12 protein-coding genes are annotated in these 17,978 nt (G+C 66.1%); 6 read left to right on the top strand and 6 right to left on the bottom strand.

Going from position 1 to position 17,978, the window contains the following annotated elements; genetic code table 11:
- A partial coding sequence (locus KF759_RS13560) for an MBG domain-containing protein (protein WP_291226376.1) occupies positions 1 to 2,223 on the bottom strand: 2,223 nt, incomplete at its 3' end.
- A gap of 592 nt (positions 2,224 to 2,815) precedes the next feature.
- Here KF759_RS13560 and KF759_RS13565 point away from each other — a divergent pair.
- The 5 genes from KF759_RS13565 to KF759_RS13585 all read left to right on the top strand — a co-directional run bounded on the left by KF759_RS13565 (position 2,816) and on the right by KF759_RS13585 (position 9,961).
- Positions 2,816 to 3,976 (top strand): LysM domain-containing protein, encoded by a 1,161-nt coding sequence (locus KF759_RS13565; protein WP_291226377.1) that lies wholly within the window; start codon positions 2,816 to 2,818, stop codon positions 3,974 to 3,976.
- Between the two features lie 97 nt (positions 3,977 to 4,073).
- Positions 4,074 to 5,222 carry a DNA-processing protein DprA gene (gene dprA, locus KF759_RS13570; protein WP_291226378.1) on the top strand — a complete coding sequence of 383 codons (1,149 nt, stop codon included), beginning with the start codon at positions 4,074 to 4,076 and terminating at the stop codon, positions 5,220 to 5,222.
- A 179-nt stretch (positions 5,223 to 5,401) separates the two neighbouring features.
- Positions 5,402 to 7,894, top strand: coding sequence for a DNA topoisomerase I (locus KF759_RS13575; protein WP_291226379.1), 2,493 nt, complete (start codon positions 5,402 to 5,404; stop codon positions 7,892 to 7,894).
- Between the two features lie 112 nt (positions 7,895 to 8,006).
- The gene (locus tag KF759_RS13580; protein WP_291226380.1) at positions 8,007 to 8,591 is read left to right on the top strand and encodes a Sua5/YciO/YrdC/YwlC family protein; all 585 of its coding nucleotides are present in this window, start codon (positions 8,007 to 8,009) and stop codon (positions 8,589 to 8,591) included.
- 14 nt (positions 8,592 to 8,605) lie between these two features.
- Positions 8,606 to 9,961 (top strand): AMP-binding protein, encoded by a 1,356-nt coding sequence (locus tag KF759_RS13585; RefSeq protein WP_291226381.1) that lies wholly within the window; start codon positions 8,606 to 8,608, stop codon positions 9,959 to 9,961.
- Between the two features lies 1 nt (position 9,962).
- Here the strand turns inward: KF759_RS13585 and KF759_RS13590 are convergent, their stop codons facing one another.
- The 3 genes from KF759_RS13590 to KF759_RS13600 form a co-directional block, all read right to left on the bottom strand.
- A complete protein-coding gene (locus KF759_RS13590) occupies positions 9,963 to 10,790 on the bottom strand; it encodes a hypothetical protein (RefSeq protein WP_291226382.1) in 828 nt (275 codons plus the stop codon).
- Between the two features lie 442 nt (positions 10,791 to 11,232).
- Complete coding sequence (gene polA / locus KF759_RS13595) at positions 11,233 to 13,992, bottom strand: DNA polymerase I (RefSeq protein WP_291226383.1); 2,760 nt, start codon at positions 13,990 to 13,992, stop codon at positions 11,233 to 11,235.
- 67 nt (positions 13,993 to 14,059) lie between these two features.
- The gene (locus tag KF759_RS13600; RefSeq protein WP_291226384.1) at positions 14,060 to 14,806 is read right to left on the bottom strand and encodes a hypothetical protein; all 747 of its coding nucleotides are present in this window, start codon (positions 14,804 to 14,806) and stop codon (positions 14,060 to 14,062) included.
- Between the two features lie 123 nt (positions 14,807 to 14,929).
- Here KF759_RS13600 and KF759_RS13605 point away from each other — a divergent pair, with 123 nt between their 5' ends.
- Positions 14,930 to 15,424: a DUF2782 domain-containing protein gene (locus KF759_RS13605; RefSeq protein WP_291226385.1), complete on the top strand. Its 495-nt coding sequence runs from the start codon at positions 14,930 to 14,932 to the stop codon at positions 15,422 to 15,424.
- An 84-nt stretch (positions 15,425 to 15,508) separates the two neighbouring features.
- On the opposite strand, the gene sucD is transcribed toward KF759_RS13605, so the two are convergent.
- Both sucD and sucC read right to left on the bottom strand, forming a co-directional pair.
- A complete protein-coding gene (gene sucD / locus KF759_RS13610; protein WP_291226386.1) occupies positions 15,509 to 16,384 on the bottom strand; it encodes a succinate--CoA ligase subunit alpha in 876 nt (291 codons plus the stop codon).
- 79 nt (positions 16,385 to 16,463) lie between these two features.
- Positions 16,464 to 17,624 carry an ADP-forming succinate--CoA ligase subunit beta gene (gene sucC / locus KF759_RS13615; RefSeq protein ID WP_291226387.1) on the bottom strand — a complete coding sequence of 387 codons (1,161 nt, stop codon included), beginning with the start codon at positions 17,622 to 17,624 and terminating at the stop codon, positions 16,464 to 16,466.
- Positions 17,625 to 17,978: the final 354 nt, after the last annotated feature.

The raw sequence follows: 17,978 nt of genomic DNA on the forward strand, positions 1-17,978 counted from the left end.
GAACACGCAGCTCGCACCGCCTTCCTCGCTGATCGAGGCGGTCGGCGTCACCGCGTTGCCGTCGTAGACGTGGTTGAGGTTGCCCCAGGCGAGCGTGCCGGCGATGCGGTTGATGACCGCGGTCGCATCATCACTCGCCGTGTAATGGGCATCGGCGCAATCGGCGTGCACCGCATAGCTGCCCGCGTCGGGTCCGACCGTACCGGTCACGGTGCAGGCCACCGCGCCGGGATTCATGGTCGCGGTGACGGCTTGGATACTGCCGTCGTAATCGAATTCGAGCGTGCCCCAGACCACCGTGCCCGCGGCCTTGGCGACGGTGACCGTGCCGGCATCGGTGACGTTGTAGGTGCTGCTGGTGCAGGTCGCGCTGACCGGATGGCTGCCCGGCTCGGTCAGGCTCTCAGGCGTGACCACGCAGGTCGCGGTGTTGTCTTCCTGCAGGCTTGCGCTGATCGTGTGCGCGTTGCCGTCCCAGGTGAAACTGGTCGGTGAAAAGATGATGGTGCCGGTGGTGATGCGCGGGCCGGCTTCGTAATGAACGATGCCGAGCGCGCTGTTGTCCACATCGTCGTAAATTTTCGCCGCGATCGCGCTGTATTCGGCATTGCTCATCTCATCGACGAGCTTGCCGGCGTAGCGATTGCCGAAGGCATCGACATCGAATGGGAATGGGCGGCCTTGTGTGTTGCCGTTGCTGCCTGAGCGATAGTCGATGCCAGGACCCAGCGGCGAGCTTGTCGGTGGCGCGTTGGAGCAGTTGAGCCCCGGATTGAAGCCGCCAGCGTAGTTGCAGGTGTGCTCATCCAGACCGACGTACCACTTGAGTCCCGCGGCAAACGAATTGGCGTTGGCGGTATCGCCATCACCGACCAGCAGGTTGCCCGCGGTGGCAGTGCCACTGGCGTCGTTGTCATCGACGAACACGATCGCGCGACTGTTGGCGTTGGCGTAGCCGGCATCGAAAGTATTTCGCAACAGGCTCACCGCGAGCACGCGCGGCACCGGCGCGCCATTCCACACTTCCTTGTTGCCGACCAGGACGGCGGTAGAGATTCCGTTGTAGTTCGGGTTGGGCGTGAAGACGTTGTCCTGCACCGTGACGCCCGGCCAGTTCTGGATCCACAGACCGCGGTAGTAGCGCGCATATCCGAGAAATTCGTTGTTCTCGACCACCACCGGATTGGTCGCACCGACCAGTTTCAGGCTGGAAAAATCCGGATCGGGCAAGGAACTCGCGGTCAACGGCGAGACGTCGTAGCCGGGCGCGCCGGGCGCGATGAAATGGTTGTTGTGGATGTGGATCGTCTGGGTCGAATCATTGGCCGACAGGATCCACGCACCCGCACCGAACACCCAGTTGCCGTCGAAGTCGATGCCGCGTCCGTAGGGTGATGCGTTGGGCATGTAGCGCAGGCGGATGTCCTGTGTCTGACCGACGAGGAAATTGTTGCGGAACACGCCGGCGACGCTGTCGCCCACCACCGCGCGCGAAGAAACGGCATTGGGGGTCGCCGAACCCGGCTGGATCACGTTGCCGTCGAGGGTGACGTACAGATAGCCGAACGGCCCGACGCCGGTGGAATTGCGGTCGCTGCTGCTGCCGCCGCTGCCGTGCATGTTCAGCGAAATCGCGTTGCGCTGGCCACCACCGTAGTTGTTGATGATGAGGTAGTTGTTGCGCAGGACCAGGCCATTGGCATTGCCGGTGGTGACGATGCCTTCATTCGAACGGCCGTGGCGCACCTGCAACAGCAGGTTTTCGATCGTGACGTTCTGCGCGCCGTTGACCCAGATCATGCCGGTATGGCCGTTCGATCCTGCCGCCTGAAGTTCGGATGCATTGCTGGCAGGTGCCGGCGCCGTGGGCGGCGCGGGCGGCGCGGCGAACGGGGAGTTGTCACCGATCAGCGTCAGGCCGTTCTTGGCGGTTCCGGAAATCTGGATCGTGCCGGCAAACGGGTACGCGCCCTGCCCCACATGCACGGTGTCGTTCGCGCCGGCCTTGTTGATCGCCGCCTGGATCGTCTGGCATGGCGCGCCCGCACTTGCGCAACTGCTGCCGTCACTGCCGCCGGGCGCCACGTACCAATCGGCCGCAAACGCGGGACCTGCGAGCACGGCCAGCAGCCATGCCAGCAAGCGCAGGCCCGTGGATGAACGCAAGCTGCGCGCGACTGCATGCGGCGTACGCGCCGCGGCGGACACGGTGATCGACGACATCGGTTTTCCCCTGTTTTCCGGCGCAATTGGCTGCGCTTGGACGGCGACGTGACACGAATGGCTGCATCCATGGATGGCAAAGCGGCACGGCCCGGCACCACGCGCAGTCTCGACCGCGCCGGTCTCAGCGATTGCGACGCGCCCCTTGCCGGCGCCCGCATCCGTGTTGAATGCCCTTCGCGGCAGCCCCGTGCCACGCATTCCCAGACTGAGCATTTCCTTCCCCTGATCGCTTCCCCTGCCTCGAATCCGCGGAAATCACCGCTGTCATGGCTCATTCCGAGAATCGCAGAGCCCCGGCCGTGACTCGATCGGGGCCCTTCCCGGCACAATAATGCGAATTGCGTCACACTTTGACAGTCTTCCGCGCCCAAAGACCGGGCAAACGCCGAAATGAACCTGCCGTTTGCCGCAAATCCGCCGAGATTGGAGCAAGGTGCGTGCCACGCCCCCCCGGAAGTCTGACCCGGCGAGTCAAGATCCCGAGGATCAGGACCAATTCACCGGGCTGAGACGCGCTTGGTTTTTCTACAGCCGGTTTTTCCTTTAGACTCGGCCCGGGATCGGCAGGGGGAACAGGGGTTTGGCACTCATGCTTAAAAAATTGCTTGCAGTTTCCGCCGGGCTCGCGCTGGCCCTTACCGTCTACGCCGCAACCACCGAGTTGCGCAGCGACGCACCGGAAAGTTATGTCGTCAAGAAGGGCGACACTTTGTGGAGCATCGCCGGACGCTTCCTGAACAAACCTTGGCATTGGCCCGAGGTCTGGCAGGACAACCCTGCAGTCAAGAATCCGCATCTGATTTATCCGGGCGATACGCTGATGCTGCGTGACGGCCATGTCGGCGTCGGCGAATTCGGTCCGCGCATCCGCGCCGACGAGGGTGAGGCTGCAATTGCCGCGATCCCGCTGTCCGCGCTCAAGCAGTGGCTCAAGAACACGCGCATCGTCAGCGAGGAATCGCTGCGCGACGCGCCGCATGTGGTCGGCATCGAGGAAAACCACCTGCGCGGGGCACCCGGCCAGCTCATCTACGTGCGCGGCCTGAGCGCGCAGGCGGGCACGCGTCTGGCGCTGGTGCGCCCGATCGGCCGCTACTACGACTCGCCGCCGGTCGACGAGGGCAAACCGCGCGAGGTCCATCGGCAATCCAAGGACAGCTTTCACGATTCGCGCAAGCAGATCCTCTGGCAGCACGGCCCGATCGAGTTCACGCTCAAGGGCAATACGCGCTTCCTCGGCTACGAAGTCATGGACTATGGCGTGGTCGAAGTCACGCGCAGCGGTCAGGACGTTTCTTCGGCGCTCCTTGTAAGTTCCGACTTCGAGGCCAAGGATGGTGACTACGTGTTGCCGATCGTCGATGCCCCGTACGACGCCCAGTACATGCCGCACCGCCCCGACAGCGTGCCCGACCGGATGCGCGTGATCGCTCTCAGCGACGCCTTCAATGCGGCGGGCCCGATGCAGGTGGTGGCGCTCTCGCGCGGCAGCGAGGATGGCATCGAGAACGGCCAGACCTTCAGCATCTATCAGAAGGGCGCCAAGGTCGACGACACCACCGACTACCCCAAGGGCACGTTCCGCAAGTTCTTCCACCCGAAGGATTCCAGGGCCAAGCTGCCGCCCGAGTTCGTCGGCAACGTGATGGTGTTCCGCACCTTCCAGCGCGTGAGCTATGGCTTGGTGATGGACGCGATCAAGCCGGTGCACATCGGCAACTTCCTGCACGATCCGGACAGCGTGCCGTAACGACTGGCCTGCATCGCGCCGCGATGCGGCGTTTTCCTGCACGGCGCGAAGGAAACTTCGCGCCGTGTTCGTTTGCGTCGACCGTTAGACTCTGGTGATGAACGGCGAATCGTCAATCCGCGAACTCGAGGCCTGGCTGATCCTGCTGCGCGCCCCGGGACTCGGCCCGGCAACACTGCGCGAACTGCTGGCTGCGCACGGCAGCGCAGCGGCGGCGCTCGCCGCGGCACGGCGTGGCGCCCATCCGCGCGCGCAGGAAGCCGCCTGTCGAGCCTGGCTGGCCGCGCCAGAGCGAGCCCTGATCGATGCCGACCTCGCCTGGCTCGATGTCCCCGCCCACCACCTGCTCCGCTGCGACGGCGCCGATTTCCCGGCCCTGCTCGACGAAGCACCGGGCGCGCCCGCCGCGCTGTTCATCGACGGCGACCCGACCCTGCTGTGGCAGGCGCAGATCGCGATCGTTGGCAGCCGCAACGCGACGCCGGCCGGCATGGACAACGCCCACGCCTTCTCGCGCTCGCTCGGCCAGGCCGGCTTTGCGATCACCAGCGGCCTTGCCGAAGGCATCGACACCGCCGCGCACGAGGGCGCGCTCGCGGTCGGCGCGCCGACCATCGCCGTGCTTGGCACCGGCCCCGATCGCGTTTATCCCGCGCGTCAGGCAAGGCTCGCGCAGCGGATCGCCGCAAGCGGGGCCCTGGTGAGCCAGTTCCCGCCCGGCACCACCGCTCAGCAGTCGCATTTTCCGCGCCGCAATCGCGTGATCGCCGGGCTCGCCCTGGGCACGCTGGTGGTCGAGGCCGGCACGCGCTCGGGCGCACTGATCACCGCGCGCAACGCCAGCGAGGCCGGGCGCGAGGTGTTCGCGATACCCGGCTCGATCCACAATCCGCTCGCGCGCGGCTGCCACGCACTGATTCGTCAGGGTGCCAAGCTGATCGAGACAACCGCCGAAATCGTCGACGAACTGACGCCACTCGCGCGCCAACTCGGAGCCAGCCTGCGCGAGCGGCTCGCAGCCAACGATGGCGCGATGGTGCCGAGGCAGGCCGCGACGGCCACGCGCGCAGCCGATCCCGACTACGCGCGCCTGCACGCGGCGCTGGAAACCGACGGACTCGACATCGACACCCTTGCGGCCCGCACCGGCATTGCGGTGCCCGCGCTGGCCTCGATGCTGCTCCTGCTCGAGCTCGAGGGGGAGGTGGTCGCCAGCGCCGGCGGTTTTGCCCGCCGCCCACCCTGAAAGCCGCGCCACGCCTTGTGTCGGGCAAAGTCCGCCCCCATCCACGCGGTCGCCCCGGCCGCGCTCTTGGCCCTTCTGCCGGCTTGACAGCGCGCGCCGCGGCGTGTTTTCACTAGAAAAGCATGTCGCTGCGCCGCAGCAACACGAGGCCGCCACCGGCGGCCCCACCAAGGAATCGCATGGCAAAGAACCTCCTGATCGTCGAGTCGCCGGCCAAGGCCAAGACGATCAACAAGTATCTGGGCAAGGACTTCCACGTACTGGCGTCCTACGGCCACGTGCGCGACCTCGTGCCCAAGGAGGGCGCGGTCGACCCCGAGCGCCACTTCGCGATGAACTACGAGGTGATCGAGCGCAACGAGAAGCACGTCGATGCAATCGCCAAGGCGGCCAAGGCAGCCGACAACCTTTATCTGGCGACCGACCTTGACCGCGAAGGCGAGGCCATCTCCTGGCATATCGCCGAGATCCTGCGCTCACGCAAGCTGCTCGACGGCAAGGCCCTGCATCGGGTGGTGTTCTCCGAGATCACGCCCCGCGCGATCAAGGAAGCCGTCGCCCATCCGCGTGCGTTGTCGATGGACCTGGTCAATGCCCAGCAGGCGCGGCGCGCACTCGACTATCTGGTCGGTTTCAATCTCTCGCCGGTGCTCTGGCGCAAGGTGCAGCGTGGCCTGTCGGCCGGCCGTGTGCAGTCGCCGGCATTGCGCATGATCGTCGAGCGTGAGGAAGAGATCGAAGCGTTCAAGGCGCGCGAATACTGGACGATCGAAGCCGATTGCGCGCACCCCGACCAAGGCTTCAAGGCACGCCTGACGCGACTGCGCGGCAAGAAGTTCGAGCAGTTCGACCTCACCAACGAAGCCGACGCGCAGGCCGCGCGCGAAGCCCTGCAACGTTCCGCGCAGGGACGACTGGTGGTTGCCAACGTCGAGTCGAAGGAACGCAAGCGCCGCCCTTCGCCGCCGTTCACGACCTCGACTCTGCAGCAGGAAGCCGCGCGCAAGCTTGGTTTCTCCACCAGTCGCACGATGAAGATCGCGCAGGGACTCTACGAAGGCGTCGCGCTTGGCGACGAAGGCGTGGTCGGCCTCATCACCTACATGCGTACCGATGCGGTCTCGCTGTCGGCGGAGGCGATCCAGGAACTGCGCGAGGTGATCGGCAAGGACTTCGGCGCACGCGCCCTTCCGGAGCAGCCGCATTTCTATCGCAACAAGTCCAAGAACGCGCAGGAAGCCCACGAGGCGATTCGTCCGACTGCGGCCGCGCATCGCCCCAGGGACATCGCACACTTCCTCAATGACGAGCAGCGCAAGTTGTACGAGCTGATCTGGAAGCGCGCGGTCGCCTCGCAGATGCAGCACGCCACGCTCAACACCGTGAGCGTGGATCTCGACGCCGGCGGCGAATCGATGTTTCGCGCCAGCGGCACCACCGTGGTCGATCCGGGCTTTCTCGCGGTCTACGAGGAAGGCCGCGATGCCCGCAATGCCGAGGATGAGGACGAAGGCCGCAAGCTGCCGAAGATGGCCATCGGCGAAGCCGTGCCACTGGCCGCGATCGCCGCCGACCAGCACTTCACCGAACCACCGCCGCGCTACTCGGAAGCTTCGCTGGTCAAGACGCTCGAGGAATACGGCATCGGTCGCCCGTCGACCTACGCCAGCATCATCCAGGTGCTGCTCAACCGCGAATACGTGATCCTCGACAGCCGCCGCTTCAAGCCGACCGACGTCGGCCGAGCGGTGGCGAAATTCCTTTCCGGCCATTTCAGCCAGTACGTCGACTACGACTTCACCGCGCGGCTCGAAGACGAACTCGATGCGGTCAGTCGCGGCGAGGAAGACTGGGTGCCGCTGCTGGAGAAATTCTGGAAGCCGTTCAAGGCCACCGTCGACGACAAGAGTGAGAGCGTCGACCGCTCCGAGGCCACCGGCGCACGCGAACTGGGCAGCGACCCCCAAACCGGCAAGCCGGTGCAGGTGCGCCTGGGTCGCTACGGACCGTTCGCGCAAATCGGCACCAAGGACGACGAGGACAAGCCACGCTTCGCCTCGCTGCGCCCCGGCCAGAGCATGCACACGATCACGCTCGCGCAGGCGCTGGAGCTGTTCAAGCTGCCGCGCACGCTTGGCAAGACCGAGGACGGTGAGGACATCACGGTCGGCGTCGGCCGCTTCGGTCCCTTCGTCAAGCATGGCGCGATGTATGCCTCGCTCAAGCCCGACGACGATCCCTACACGATCGAGCTGCCGCGCGCGCTCGAACTGGTGCGCGAGAAGGCCGAGCTGATCGCCAACCGCACGATCAAGGATTTCGGCAACGGCATCCAGGTGCTCAATGGCCGCTACGGGCCCTACATCACCGACGGCAACAAGAACGCGAAGATTCCCAAGGACAAGGAACCGCGCGAGTTGACCGAAGCCGAATGCGCCGAGCTGCTGGCCGCCGCACCCGATCGTCCCAAACGCGGACGCTTCGGCAAGGCTGCCACCGGCAAGGGCAAGGCTGGCAAGGCCAGCAAGTCCGCGGCGAGCAGTGACGCCGCTGCGGCGCCCGCAAGGAAGGCAGCGGCGAAAAAGGCCGCGCCGCGCAAGAGTGCGGCCAAAAAGGCTCCTGTCAAAAAGGCTGCAGCCAGGAAGCTGGCACGCAAGGCAGCGGCCTCCTGAATCACGCCCCGGCGCAGTCGCTCCGGGTGGGATCGGGATGTGGAACTGACGACGGCATTGGCGATTTGCATGCCGTTTTGCGTATTGTGCGCAATCAGCCAGTACCGATGCCATGACGCCGCCCGCCATCGATCCGAATCCCATCGATCCCATCCAGCTCGCCGCCACCGTGTTGCGCGCCGGGGGCGTGGTCGCCTATCCGACCGAGGCGGTCTACGGGCTCGGCTGCGATCCGCGCAATGTCCGGGCCTTCGACGCGCTGTTCGCGCTCAAGCAGCGACCGCCCACTCAGGGCGTGCTGCTGATTGGTGCCGATTTCGATCAAGTCGCACCCTGGATCGACCGCGAAGCCACGCCGCCCGCCGCAATCGAACGCGCCCGCGCGAGTTGGCCAGGCCCGCACACCTGGATTTTCCCGCGCGCACACGGCGTACCGGCCTGGATTGCCGGCGACCACAGCGGCATCGCCCTGCGCGTCACCGCACACCCCATCGCTGCGCAACTGTGTCGCGCCTTCGGCGGCGCGCTGGTGTCGACCAGCGCCAATCGCCACGGCCAGCCGCCGGCACGCGACGCGCAAGCGGTGCGCAGGGCGTTCGGTGACGAACTGGGCGCGCTGCTGGATGGGCCACTCGGGGGACTTGAGCGGCCCACATCGATCCGCGACGCTATCAGCGGCATGAGCATCAGGGACTGAGGGAGGATGGGGACATGTCTGCGGTGATTGATGCAGTCGGGCCGCTGCCGGCACGCCTGCCCTTGCTGCTGGAGGCGAGCGCGTCGCGTCCGCTGGCCTGGCGTGGCCGGCACGCGATCGACGTGGCGGATTTTCTCGGCGACGTCGCCACGATTTCGGCGCAGCTGCCCGAGCGCAGCCACGCGATCAACCTGTGTGCCGACCGCTACGCCTTCCTCGCCGCGTTCTGCGCGATCGCCTGCCGCGGCCAGATCAATTTGCTGCCGGCTGCGCGCACGCCGCGAACGATTGCCGAGACCCTGGCCGCCCATCCAGGCAGCTACAGTCTCGGCGAACGCGGCTCGGGGGCCGACTGCGAACTACCGATCCTGGGGGCGCAGCGCAAGGCAACCGTGCCGCTGCTCGACGCCAGCCAGACCGTCGCCATCGGCTTCACCTCGGGCAGCACCGGCCAGCCCAAGGCCAATCACAAACGCTGGGGGCTGCTACGCATCGGCGAGGCGCACAACATCGCCGCGCTGGTCTGCGCGCTGCGACTCCGGCCGGGAACCATCGCCAACATCGTTGCCACGGTGCCGCCGCAGCACATGTACGGTCTGGAACTGTCGATCCTGCTGCCCTTGTTCGGGCCGTTTGCAGTACACGCGGCGCATCCGCTGTTTCCCGCCGACGTCGCCGCGGCGCTTGCCGAAGTCCCCGAACCGCGCGTGCTGGTGACCACACCGGTGCACCTGCGTGCACTGCTGGCCAGTGACCAGCACTTGCCCGCCTTGGGCGCGATCGTCTGCGCCACCGCGCCGCTCGATGAGGACCTTGCAGCACAGGCCGAGCTGCGACTGGGCGCGCCCCTGCTTGAACTGTTCGGCTCGACCGAAACCTGCGTGATCGCCCGGCGCCGCACCGCGCACGAAGACCACTGGCAGCTGTACGAGGGAGCCTGCCTGCGTCCGCAGCCCGACGGCGCCCTGGTCGAAGCGCCTTGGCTTCAAGCGCCCGTTGCGCTGCAGGATCTGGTCGAACTGTGTCGCGACAACGGCTTCCGCTTGTGCGGCCGCCATGCCGATCTCATCGAGATCGCCGGCAAGCGAGCCTCGCTCGCCGACCTCACGCGGCGCGTGCTCGCCCTGCCTGGCGTCGAGGACGCCGCACTGTTGCAACTGGATCGCCCCGACAGCATGGGCGTGCAGCGGATCGCCGCACTGGTGGTTGCGCCCACACGCAGCCAGAGCGACTTGCTCGACGCCCTGCGCAAGGTCATCGATCCCGTATTCCTGCCGCGGCCGCTGCAGATGGTCGAGGCCCTGCCGCGCAACAGCACCGGCAAGCTGCCGCGCGCCGCCTTGCTCGCCCGGCTCGAAGAACGCCGCTGAGTCAGGCGAGGATGCCGCGCAGGGCCGGCAGCCAGCAGGCGTCGACGATGCGGCGGAATCCGCTCGCAGTCGGATGGATCTCGTTGCCCCATTGCCGCGCCGTCGTCAGCGTGCCGCGCGAATCGATCACGCGAAAGTTCGGCGTGATCGAAGCATAAGCGCGCAGCGCCGCGGCAAACTGGTCGAGCAACCAGCCGGTGACGACGCGCTGTTCGACTGGATCAAGGAGTCCAACTGCCTCGAACGCCGGCCTGACCCACGGCCCGAGGGTCAGCGGCCCGAGCCGGTACGGCCGGCCATCGGGGAAGATGTAATCGTAGGTGTGGACGAACACGATCGACTGCGGCGCGCTGGCATCGCGGTAGCCAACCACTTCGGCGAAATCCTTGATTGCGTATTCAAGTGCATGCTGAAAGGTTTCCAGCCGCACGAAATCGAACACGACCGGCGGCACCACGCCCCAGTCGCGCGTGCCGATCGACTGCGGTCGCGTCGGCGTCTTGACGAACTCGGCCATCTCGCTGCCGACGATGTCATTGCCGCCGGTGGACAGCAGGATCGCGTCGAACTGGAACGAGCCGATCTCGCGCTGCACGCGCGGTAGGCCGAGCTTCCACTGCGCGCTGTCTCGCCCGGGCACGGCCTCGTTGAGGAACAGACTCTGGCGGAAGCTTCGCGCCAACAGCTTGCTCACGTCGATCGCATGCGGTGGGTACTGGAACCAGGAATCACCGAAACACAGGGCGCGCCGAGCTTGCGGATGGCGGGCGACCGCCTGCGCGTAAGGCGCGATCTGATGGAACATGTTCGGAACGATGCGCGTGGGCATGAGTGCGCTCCCTGTCCTGTCGGGCTGACGCGTCGAATGGCTGCCTTCGGCCCGCTTCGCCACCCTGCGCCGTGAACCCTGATCCAATCAAGTCAGGGCGCAGCACGCGCGCTTCGGGCTGCCAGCGGCCAGGCTCGCCGACACCGCCGCTGCGGGCCAGGGCATTGCACAACATGTTGATGCGGAAAATAAAAACCCCGAGGGCCAGGGGAAGCCCTCGGGGCGGGGGAAGACCGATCTGGGGAGGGACCGGACTTCGAGGTTGCACTCAGGGAGATGAGTCAACCAGGACGACGTTGCGCCGTCCGGGAACATAGATAGGGCCTGGCACCTGAAGGTTCCAGTAACCGCCCGAAATGGTTTAACGGCTGTTCATGCGCCCGACACGCAGGGACGGCTGGACGGCCAAGCCTGCCGCCCCGCCGGCTGCGGCATGTCCGCTTCAGTGCGCCTGTTCCCAGTTGGGGCCGACGCCGACATCGACAATCAGCGGCACCGCGAGCGCGGCCGCCCCTGCCATGCGCTCGCGCACGCCGGCGACGATCGCATCGACGGCATCGTCGCGGACTTCGAACACGAGTTCATCGTGGACTTGCATCAGCATCCGCGCACGATCGGCATGATCGAACAGCCAGCCATCGACCGCGATCATCGCCCGCTTGATGATGTCGGCAGCGGTGCCCTGCATCGGCGCGTTGATCGCGGCGCGCTCGGCGCCGGCGCGCTGGGCCTGATTGCGCGAGTTGATGTAATCCAGATACAGACGCCTGCCGAACAGGGTTTCCACGTAGCCGTCGCGGTGCGCCTGCTCGCGCACGCGCTCCATGAATTCGTGCACGCCGGGATAACGCGTGAAGTAGCGCGCCATGTAGTCCTGCGCTTCGCCACGTGACACGCCAAGCTGGCGGGCGAGACCGAATGCACCCATGCCGTACATGAGACCGAAATTGATCGCCTTGGCCGCGCGGCGCTGATTGGCATCGACCTCGCCTTGCGGCAGGCCGAACACCTCGGCCGCGGTCGCGCGGTGCACGTCCTGTCCGCCGTGGAAGGCCGCGAGCAGACCGGGGTCTTCGGACAGATGCGCCATGATGCGCAGCTCGATCTGCGAGTAGTCGGCAGCGACGACCTGCCAACCCGGCGGCGCGATGAACGCCTGGCGGATGCGACGACCTTCCTCGGTGCGCACCGGAATGTTCTGCAGGTTCGGATCCGACGAAGACAGCCGACCGGTGGCGGCGATCGCCTGACCGTAGCTGGTGTGCACGCGACCGGTGCGCGGGTTGGCCATCTGCGCGAGCTTTTCGGTGTAGGTGCTGCGCAACTTGGCGAGGCTGCGATAGTCGAGCACCACGCGCGGCAATTCATGCTGGTCGGCGATCGCCTCGAGCGCCTCCTCGTTGGTCGAGGGCTGGCCGCCTGGCGTCTTCACCATCACCGGCAGCTTGAGTTCGTCGAACAGGATCGCGCCGAGCTGCCTGGTCGAATCGAGGCTGAAGCTGCGCCCGGCCAGTGCGTGCGCACGCTCGGTGAGCGCATGCATGCGCAATGCAAGTTCATGACTTTGCTGGCGCAGCGCCTCGCCGTCGATGAGCACGCCGGTTTGTTCCATGCGCGCCAGCACCGGCACCAGCGGCACCTCGATCGACTCGTAGACGCTGCGCAAGCCAGGTTCGGCGGCAAACGCGGGCCACTGTGCGAGATGCAGCCGCAACGTGATGTCGGCGTCTTCGGCGGCATAGCGGCAGGCGGCGTCGAGGTCGACCTGGGCGAAGGAAATCTGCTTGGCGCCCTTGCCGGCGACATCCTCGAAGGCGATCGTCTGGTAGCCGAGCACGCGCTTGGCCTGGGTGTCCATGTCGTGCCGCCAGGTCGAATGCAGCACATAGGATTCGAGCAGGGTGTCGTGGCGCAGGCCGCGCACCTCGATGCCGGCGCGGGCAAGCACGTTGAGATCGTATTTTGCATGCTGGCCGAGCTTGGCGCGCTGCGCGTCTTCAAGGATAGGCCGCAGTGCATCGAGGACCTGCGCGCGCGGCAACTGCGCCGGCACACCGGGGTAGTCGTGTCCGAGCGGGATGTAGCAGGCTTGTCCGGGCTTCACCGCGAACGACAATCCGACCAGTTCCGCCTGCATCGAATCGAGCGCGCTCGTCTCGGTGTCGAAAGCGATCAGCTCGGCGCCGCGCAGGCGTTCGAGCCAGGTTTCCAGTTGCGCCTCGGTGACGACGAGCTCGTAGTCGCCGGGGCCCGTGAGCGCGGGGTCGAGATCGGCCTTGCCGATCGCCGCCGCCGTCCCGCTCGCCGCTTCGGCGGCAGGCGCGCGCGCCGAAACCTTGTCATCGTTCGCAACACCCTCACCCTCGAGTTCGCGCAGCGCGGCATTGAATTCGTAGCGCCGGTAGAGCGCGCGCAACGTGTCGACATCGGGTTCGCGCAGGCGCAGATCGGTCGGGGCCTGTGACAGTTCGACATCGGTCTTGATCGTCGCCAATGTGCGCGACAGTGGCAGATGCGGCGCGGCCTGGCGCAGGTTTTCGCCGATCTTGCCGCCGATTTCGCCGGCATGCGCGAGCACGCCATCGAGGCTTTGGTATTGGCCGAGCCATTTGGCAGCGGTCTTGGGACCGCACTTGTCCACGCCGGGAATGTTGTCGACGCTGTCACCCATCAGCGCCAGCAGGTCGATGATCTGCTGCGGATGCACGCCGAACTTTTCGACCACGCCCGCGGTGTCGAGCGTGGTGTTGCTCATGGTGTTGACGAGCGTGATGCCGGGGCCGACCAGCTGCGCGAAATCCTTGTCGCCGGTCGAAATCACGACGTCCATTCCGTTGGACACGGCGCGCACGGCCAAGGTGCCGATCACGTCATCGGCTTCGACACCCGCGACACGCAGCACCGGCAGGCCGAGCGCGGCGACGATCGCGAGCATCGGCTCGATCTGGGCCTTGAGCTCCTCGGGCGTGGCTTGCCGCGTCGCCTTGTAGGCTGGATACAGCGCGTCGCGGAAGGTCGGTCCCGGCGCATCCTGCACGAAGGCGACGTAGTCGGGACGCTGCTTGAGGATCGCGCGCAGCATGTTGACCACGCCCAGCAGGGCACCGGTCGGTTCACCCGCGGCATTGGTCAGCGGCGGCAACGCATGGTAGGCGCGATACAGGTACGAAGAGCCGTCGATGAGGACGAGACGTGGCGACATGGCGAGGCGGCAGCACGGCGGGCACGCAGCTTGGCGCGCAGCCGCCGCCTTTGCAACGCCGTCGCCTTCAGCAACCTTGCGGCGCGGGATTGAGCGTGCACAGATCGAGATTGAGCAGGGTGCTCTCCATGCCGTCGCGGAAGATCACCTCGGCATTCACCTGCAAGCCGACCTGCGGATAACCGACCACACCGACATCGGGATTGATGCGCCACGCCAGCGTGCTGTTGTTCTGCGGCTGGGTCGCGCGCAAGGGAATGAGGATTTCCAGCCAGAAACCCATGTGCATGCCCCAGGCCCCGCTGTTGCCCAGTCCACCGCGCAGAGGCAGCACCATCAGCCCTTGCAGACCCATCGGAAAGGTCGTCGGACAGCCGTAGTCCGGATCGGTATCGAGATTGTGCAGGCGATTGGGGTTGGGCAGGATCGAGTAGCAGAACACCGGATTGTCCGCCGACACCGCGGTCTGCACGCCGGCCGGCAGGATCAGCTCGATCCCGACCGCGCTGCCCGCGCAGGGATTGCCCGGATGTCCAAGCACCACATGCGTGTAGAACACCTCGCCCACCGCCGGGCTGAAGTTCGGTGGTGGATGGCTGAAACCGGCATAGCCCATCACCCGGTCGGCGAAGATCGGTGGATCGCTCAGGCAATATTGAACCGTGCCGATGTGGGCGATCGCGCCGTTGAACCAGGGCATGACCTGGTCGGGCTGGAGCAGATGATCGAGGATCGGGTCCTGAGTGGCGCGGGCCATAGGCAGGTGCAGCAGGAACAGGGCTGCGGCGAGCAACCAGGAATGACGAATCGACATGGCTCGGCTCCGGGGGATTGGCACTGTTTCATACGCAATCTGGAACCTGGAATCCCAACGCGCCGGCAGCACATTTTGGGAGTCACGCCTCTGCTAGGCTAGACACGCGCTCCGGAGACCCTCATGAACCCCATCGTGCTGCCCGCCGCCCTGCTTCTCGCCATCACCTGCGCAAGCGCCTGGGCCGCGCCGCCCGCGCCCAAGACACCGGTTGCCGAGGTGCCACCACCACCGGGCATGCATGATCCGACCACCGGCAGCAGCACCAAGGCCACCGCACCAGCGCAGGAAGCAGCATCCGCCGCGCCCGCAGGCAGTGCCGAGGATCCACTCGCGCCCCTGCCCAAGCCCGACGCGCGCCTGGTGCGCGACAAGGCCTCGCGCATCACCGCCGAAAACCGGCAACGCATCGCCGCCAGCGACGTCACCAAGCGCCAGCAAGGCTCGGATACGATCGAGGAATACCGCGAGAACGGCCGTCTCTGGATGATCCGCATCGTCCCGATCAATGGCCCGATCCAGACCTTCGTCAGCAACGACGGCAGTGGCCGTCTCGTGCGCGACCCCAACGAAGGCCCGGTCTCGCCGGTGTACTACACGCTCTACCAGTGGAAATAGCGCTCGCTCGATGGCTGCGCTGGACGCAAAAGCAAACGGGCCCGCACTGCGGGCCCGTTTGCCTTGAACACTGCTCGAGACGGCTTACTTCTTCATCTTCGCCGCGAGCGTCTTGCCCAGATCGGCCGGCGACTTGACCGTGGTCACGCCGGCCTTCTCGAGCGCGGCGAACTTGGCCGCCGCGGTGCCCTTGCCACCCGAGATGATCGCGCCGGCATGGCCCATGCGCTTGCCGGCAGGCGCCGAGGCACCGGCGATGAAGGACACCACCGGCTTGGTCACGTACTGGCCAATGAATTCGGCGGCGTCTTCCTCGGCGCTGCCACCGATCTCGCCGACCATGATGATGCCTTCGGTCTGCGCATCGTCCTGGAACAGCTTGAGGCAGTCGATGAAGTTGAGCCCGTTGATCGGATCGCCACCGATGCCGATGCAGGTCGACTGGCCCAGGCCCGCATTGGTGGTCTGGAATACCGCCTCATAGGTGAGCGTGCCCGAACGGCTGACGATACCGACCTTGCCGGGCTGGTGGATGTGGCCGGGCATGATGCCGATCTTGCATTCGCCGGGCGTGATCACGCCGGGGCAGTTCGGGCCGATCAGCACGGTGTCGGGATGCGACTTGAGCACGTTCTTCACGCGCAGCATGTCGAGCACCGGGATGCCTTCGGTGATCGCAACGATCACGCGGATGCCTGCATCGATCGCCTCGAGGATCGAATCGGCGGCATACGGCGGCGGCACGAAGATGACCGAGGCATCGGCGCCCGTCTGCGCGACCGCCTCATCGACCGAATTGAAGACCGGCAGACCGATGTGCTCGCTGCCGCCCTTGCCCGGGGTGACGCCACCGACGACCTGGGTGCCGTAGTCGAGCGCCTGCTGCGCGTGGAAGGTGCCCTGCTGGCCGGTGAAGCCCTGCACGATGACCTTGGTGTTCTTGTTGACCAATACGCTCATGGGTTTGTCCTGGATGCTGTACTGACCCTTCTTCCGATCGCGGGAGAAGGTGCCAAAGGCGAATGAGGGGCTGCCGGGCTCACTTGGCGGCAGCGACGGCTTTGTGCGCGGCGTCGTTGAGATCGTCGGCTGGCGTGATGGCCAAGCCCGAGCTGGCGAGCAGTTCGCGCCCCTTCTCGACATTGGTGCCCTGCAGGCGCACCACCACCGGAATCTTCAGCCCCACTTCCTTGACCGCGGCAATGATGCCCTCGGCGATCAGGTCGCAGCGCACGATGCCGCCGAAGATGTTGACGAGGATCGCCTTGACCTTGTCGGACGAGAGGATGAGCTTGAACGCCTCGGTCACGCGCTCCTTGGTTGCGCCACCGCCGACGTCGAGGAAGTTCGCGGGCTCGCCACCGGCAAGCTTGATCACGTCCATCGTCGCCATCGCCAGCCCCGCGCCGTTGACCATGCAGCCGATCGAGCCGTCCATGGTCACGTAGTTGAGATTGTTCTGCGCGGCCGCGGCTTCGGCTGCGTCCTCTTGCGAGAGATCCCGCATCGCGACGAGGTCGGCATGGCGGAACTCGGCGTTGTCGTCGGAATTGACCTTGCCATCGAGCGCGGCGAGGTTGCCGTCGGCGAGGATCGCCAGCGGATTGAGCTCGACCAGCGACAGGTCCTTTTCGTTGAACAGCCGGTACAGGCCGAGCATGATTTTCGTGAGCTGGCCGACCTGCTTGGCGTTCAGATCCATCGCAAAGCCGAGCTGGCGGCACTGATAGGGCTGCAGGCCTTCGACGAAATCCACGCGGATGGTGTGGATGTCCTGCGGGGTATCGCGCGCGACCTGTTCGATGTCGACGCCGCCATGCTTGGAGGCGATGAAGGAAACGGTCTTGCTGTCGCGATCGACGAGGATCGACAGGTACAGCTCCTTGGCGATGTCGGTGGCGTCGGTGACCAGCACCAGATTCACCGGCAACGCGCGGCCGGCCGACTGGTAGGTTGCCATCTTCGTGCCGAGCATACCCTTGGCGGCGGCGCGCACGTCATCGTGCGATTTGCAGAACTTGACGCCGCCGGCCTTGCCGCGACCGCCGGCGTGGATCTGCGCCTTGACCATCCATTGCGTGCCACCGAGCGCCTTGGCGGCATCGACGGCGGCATCGGGCGAATTGGCGGTCTTGCCCGGCGGGACGGGAATGCCATAGGCGGCAAACAGTTCCTTGGCTTGGTATTCGTGGAAGTTCATGCAGGCACCTTGTGCTTGGGAATCGCGGCGGCGCGGCGCGCAGGGCGCGCCACGGGTTGCGGAAACGGGGATCGGCGGCAGGCCGCCTTGATGCAGCGCGGTATTTTCGGCCATGACGGCGCCGAAATCAAAAACCGCCGTCGCAAGCCCATGCGGGAAAGCATGCCCGGCAAATCCGCGGACCCGGACGCGCGCCCCGTAGAGCGGAGCTTGCTCCGCTCCCGTGCCTCTCGTAGAGCGGAGCTTGCTCCGCTCCCGTGCGCCAGGTCGGGCCTTCCGGCCCTCCTACCTCGCGCAGTTGTAGGAGCGACGGCAGTCGCGACCTTCCCGTAGAGCGGAGCTTGCTCCGCTCCC

Source organism: Dokdonella sp., assembly GCF_019634815.1.
In the GTDB taxonomy this organism is placed as follows: domain Bacteria; phylum Pseudomonadota; class Gammaproteobacteria; order Xanthomonadales; family Rhodanobacteraceae; genus Dokdonella_A.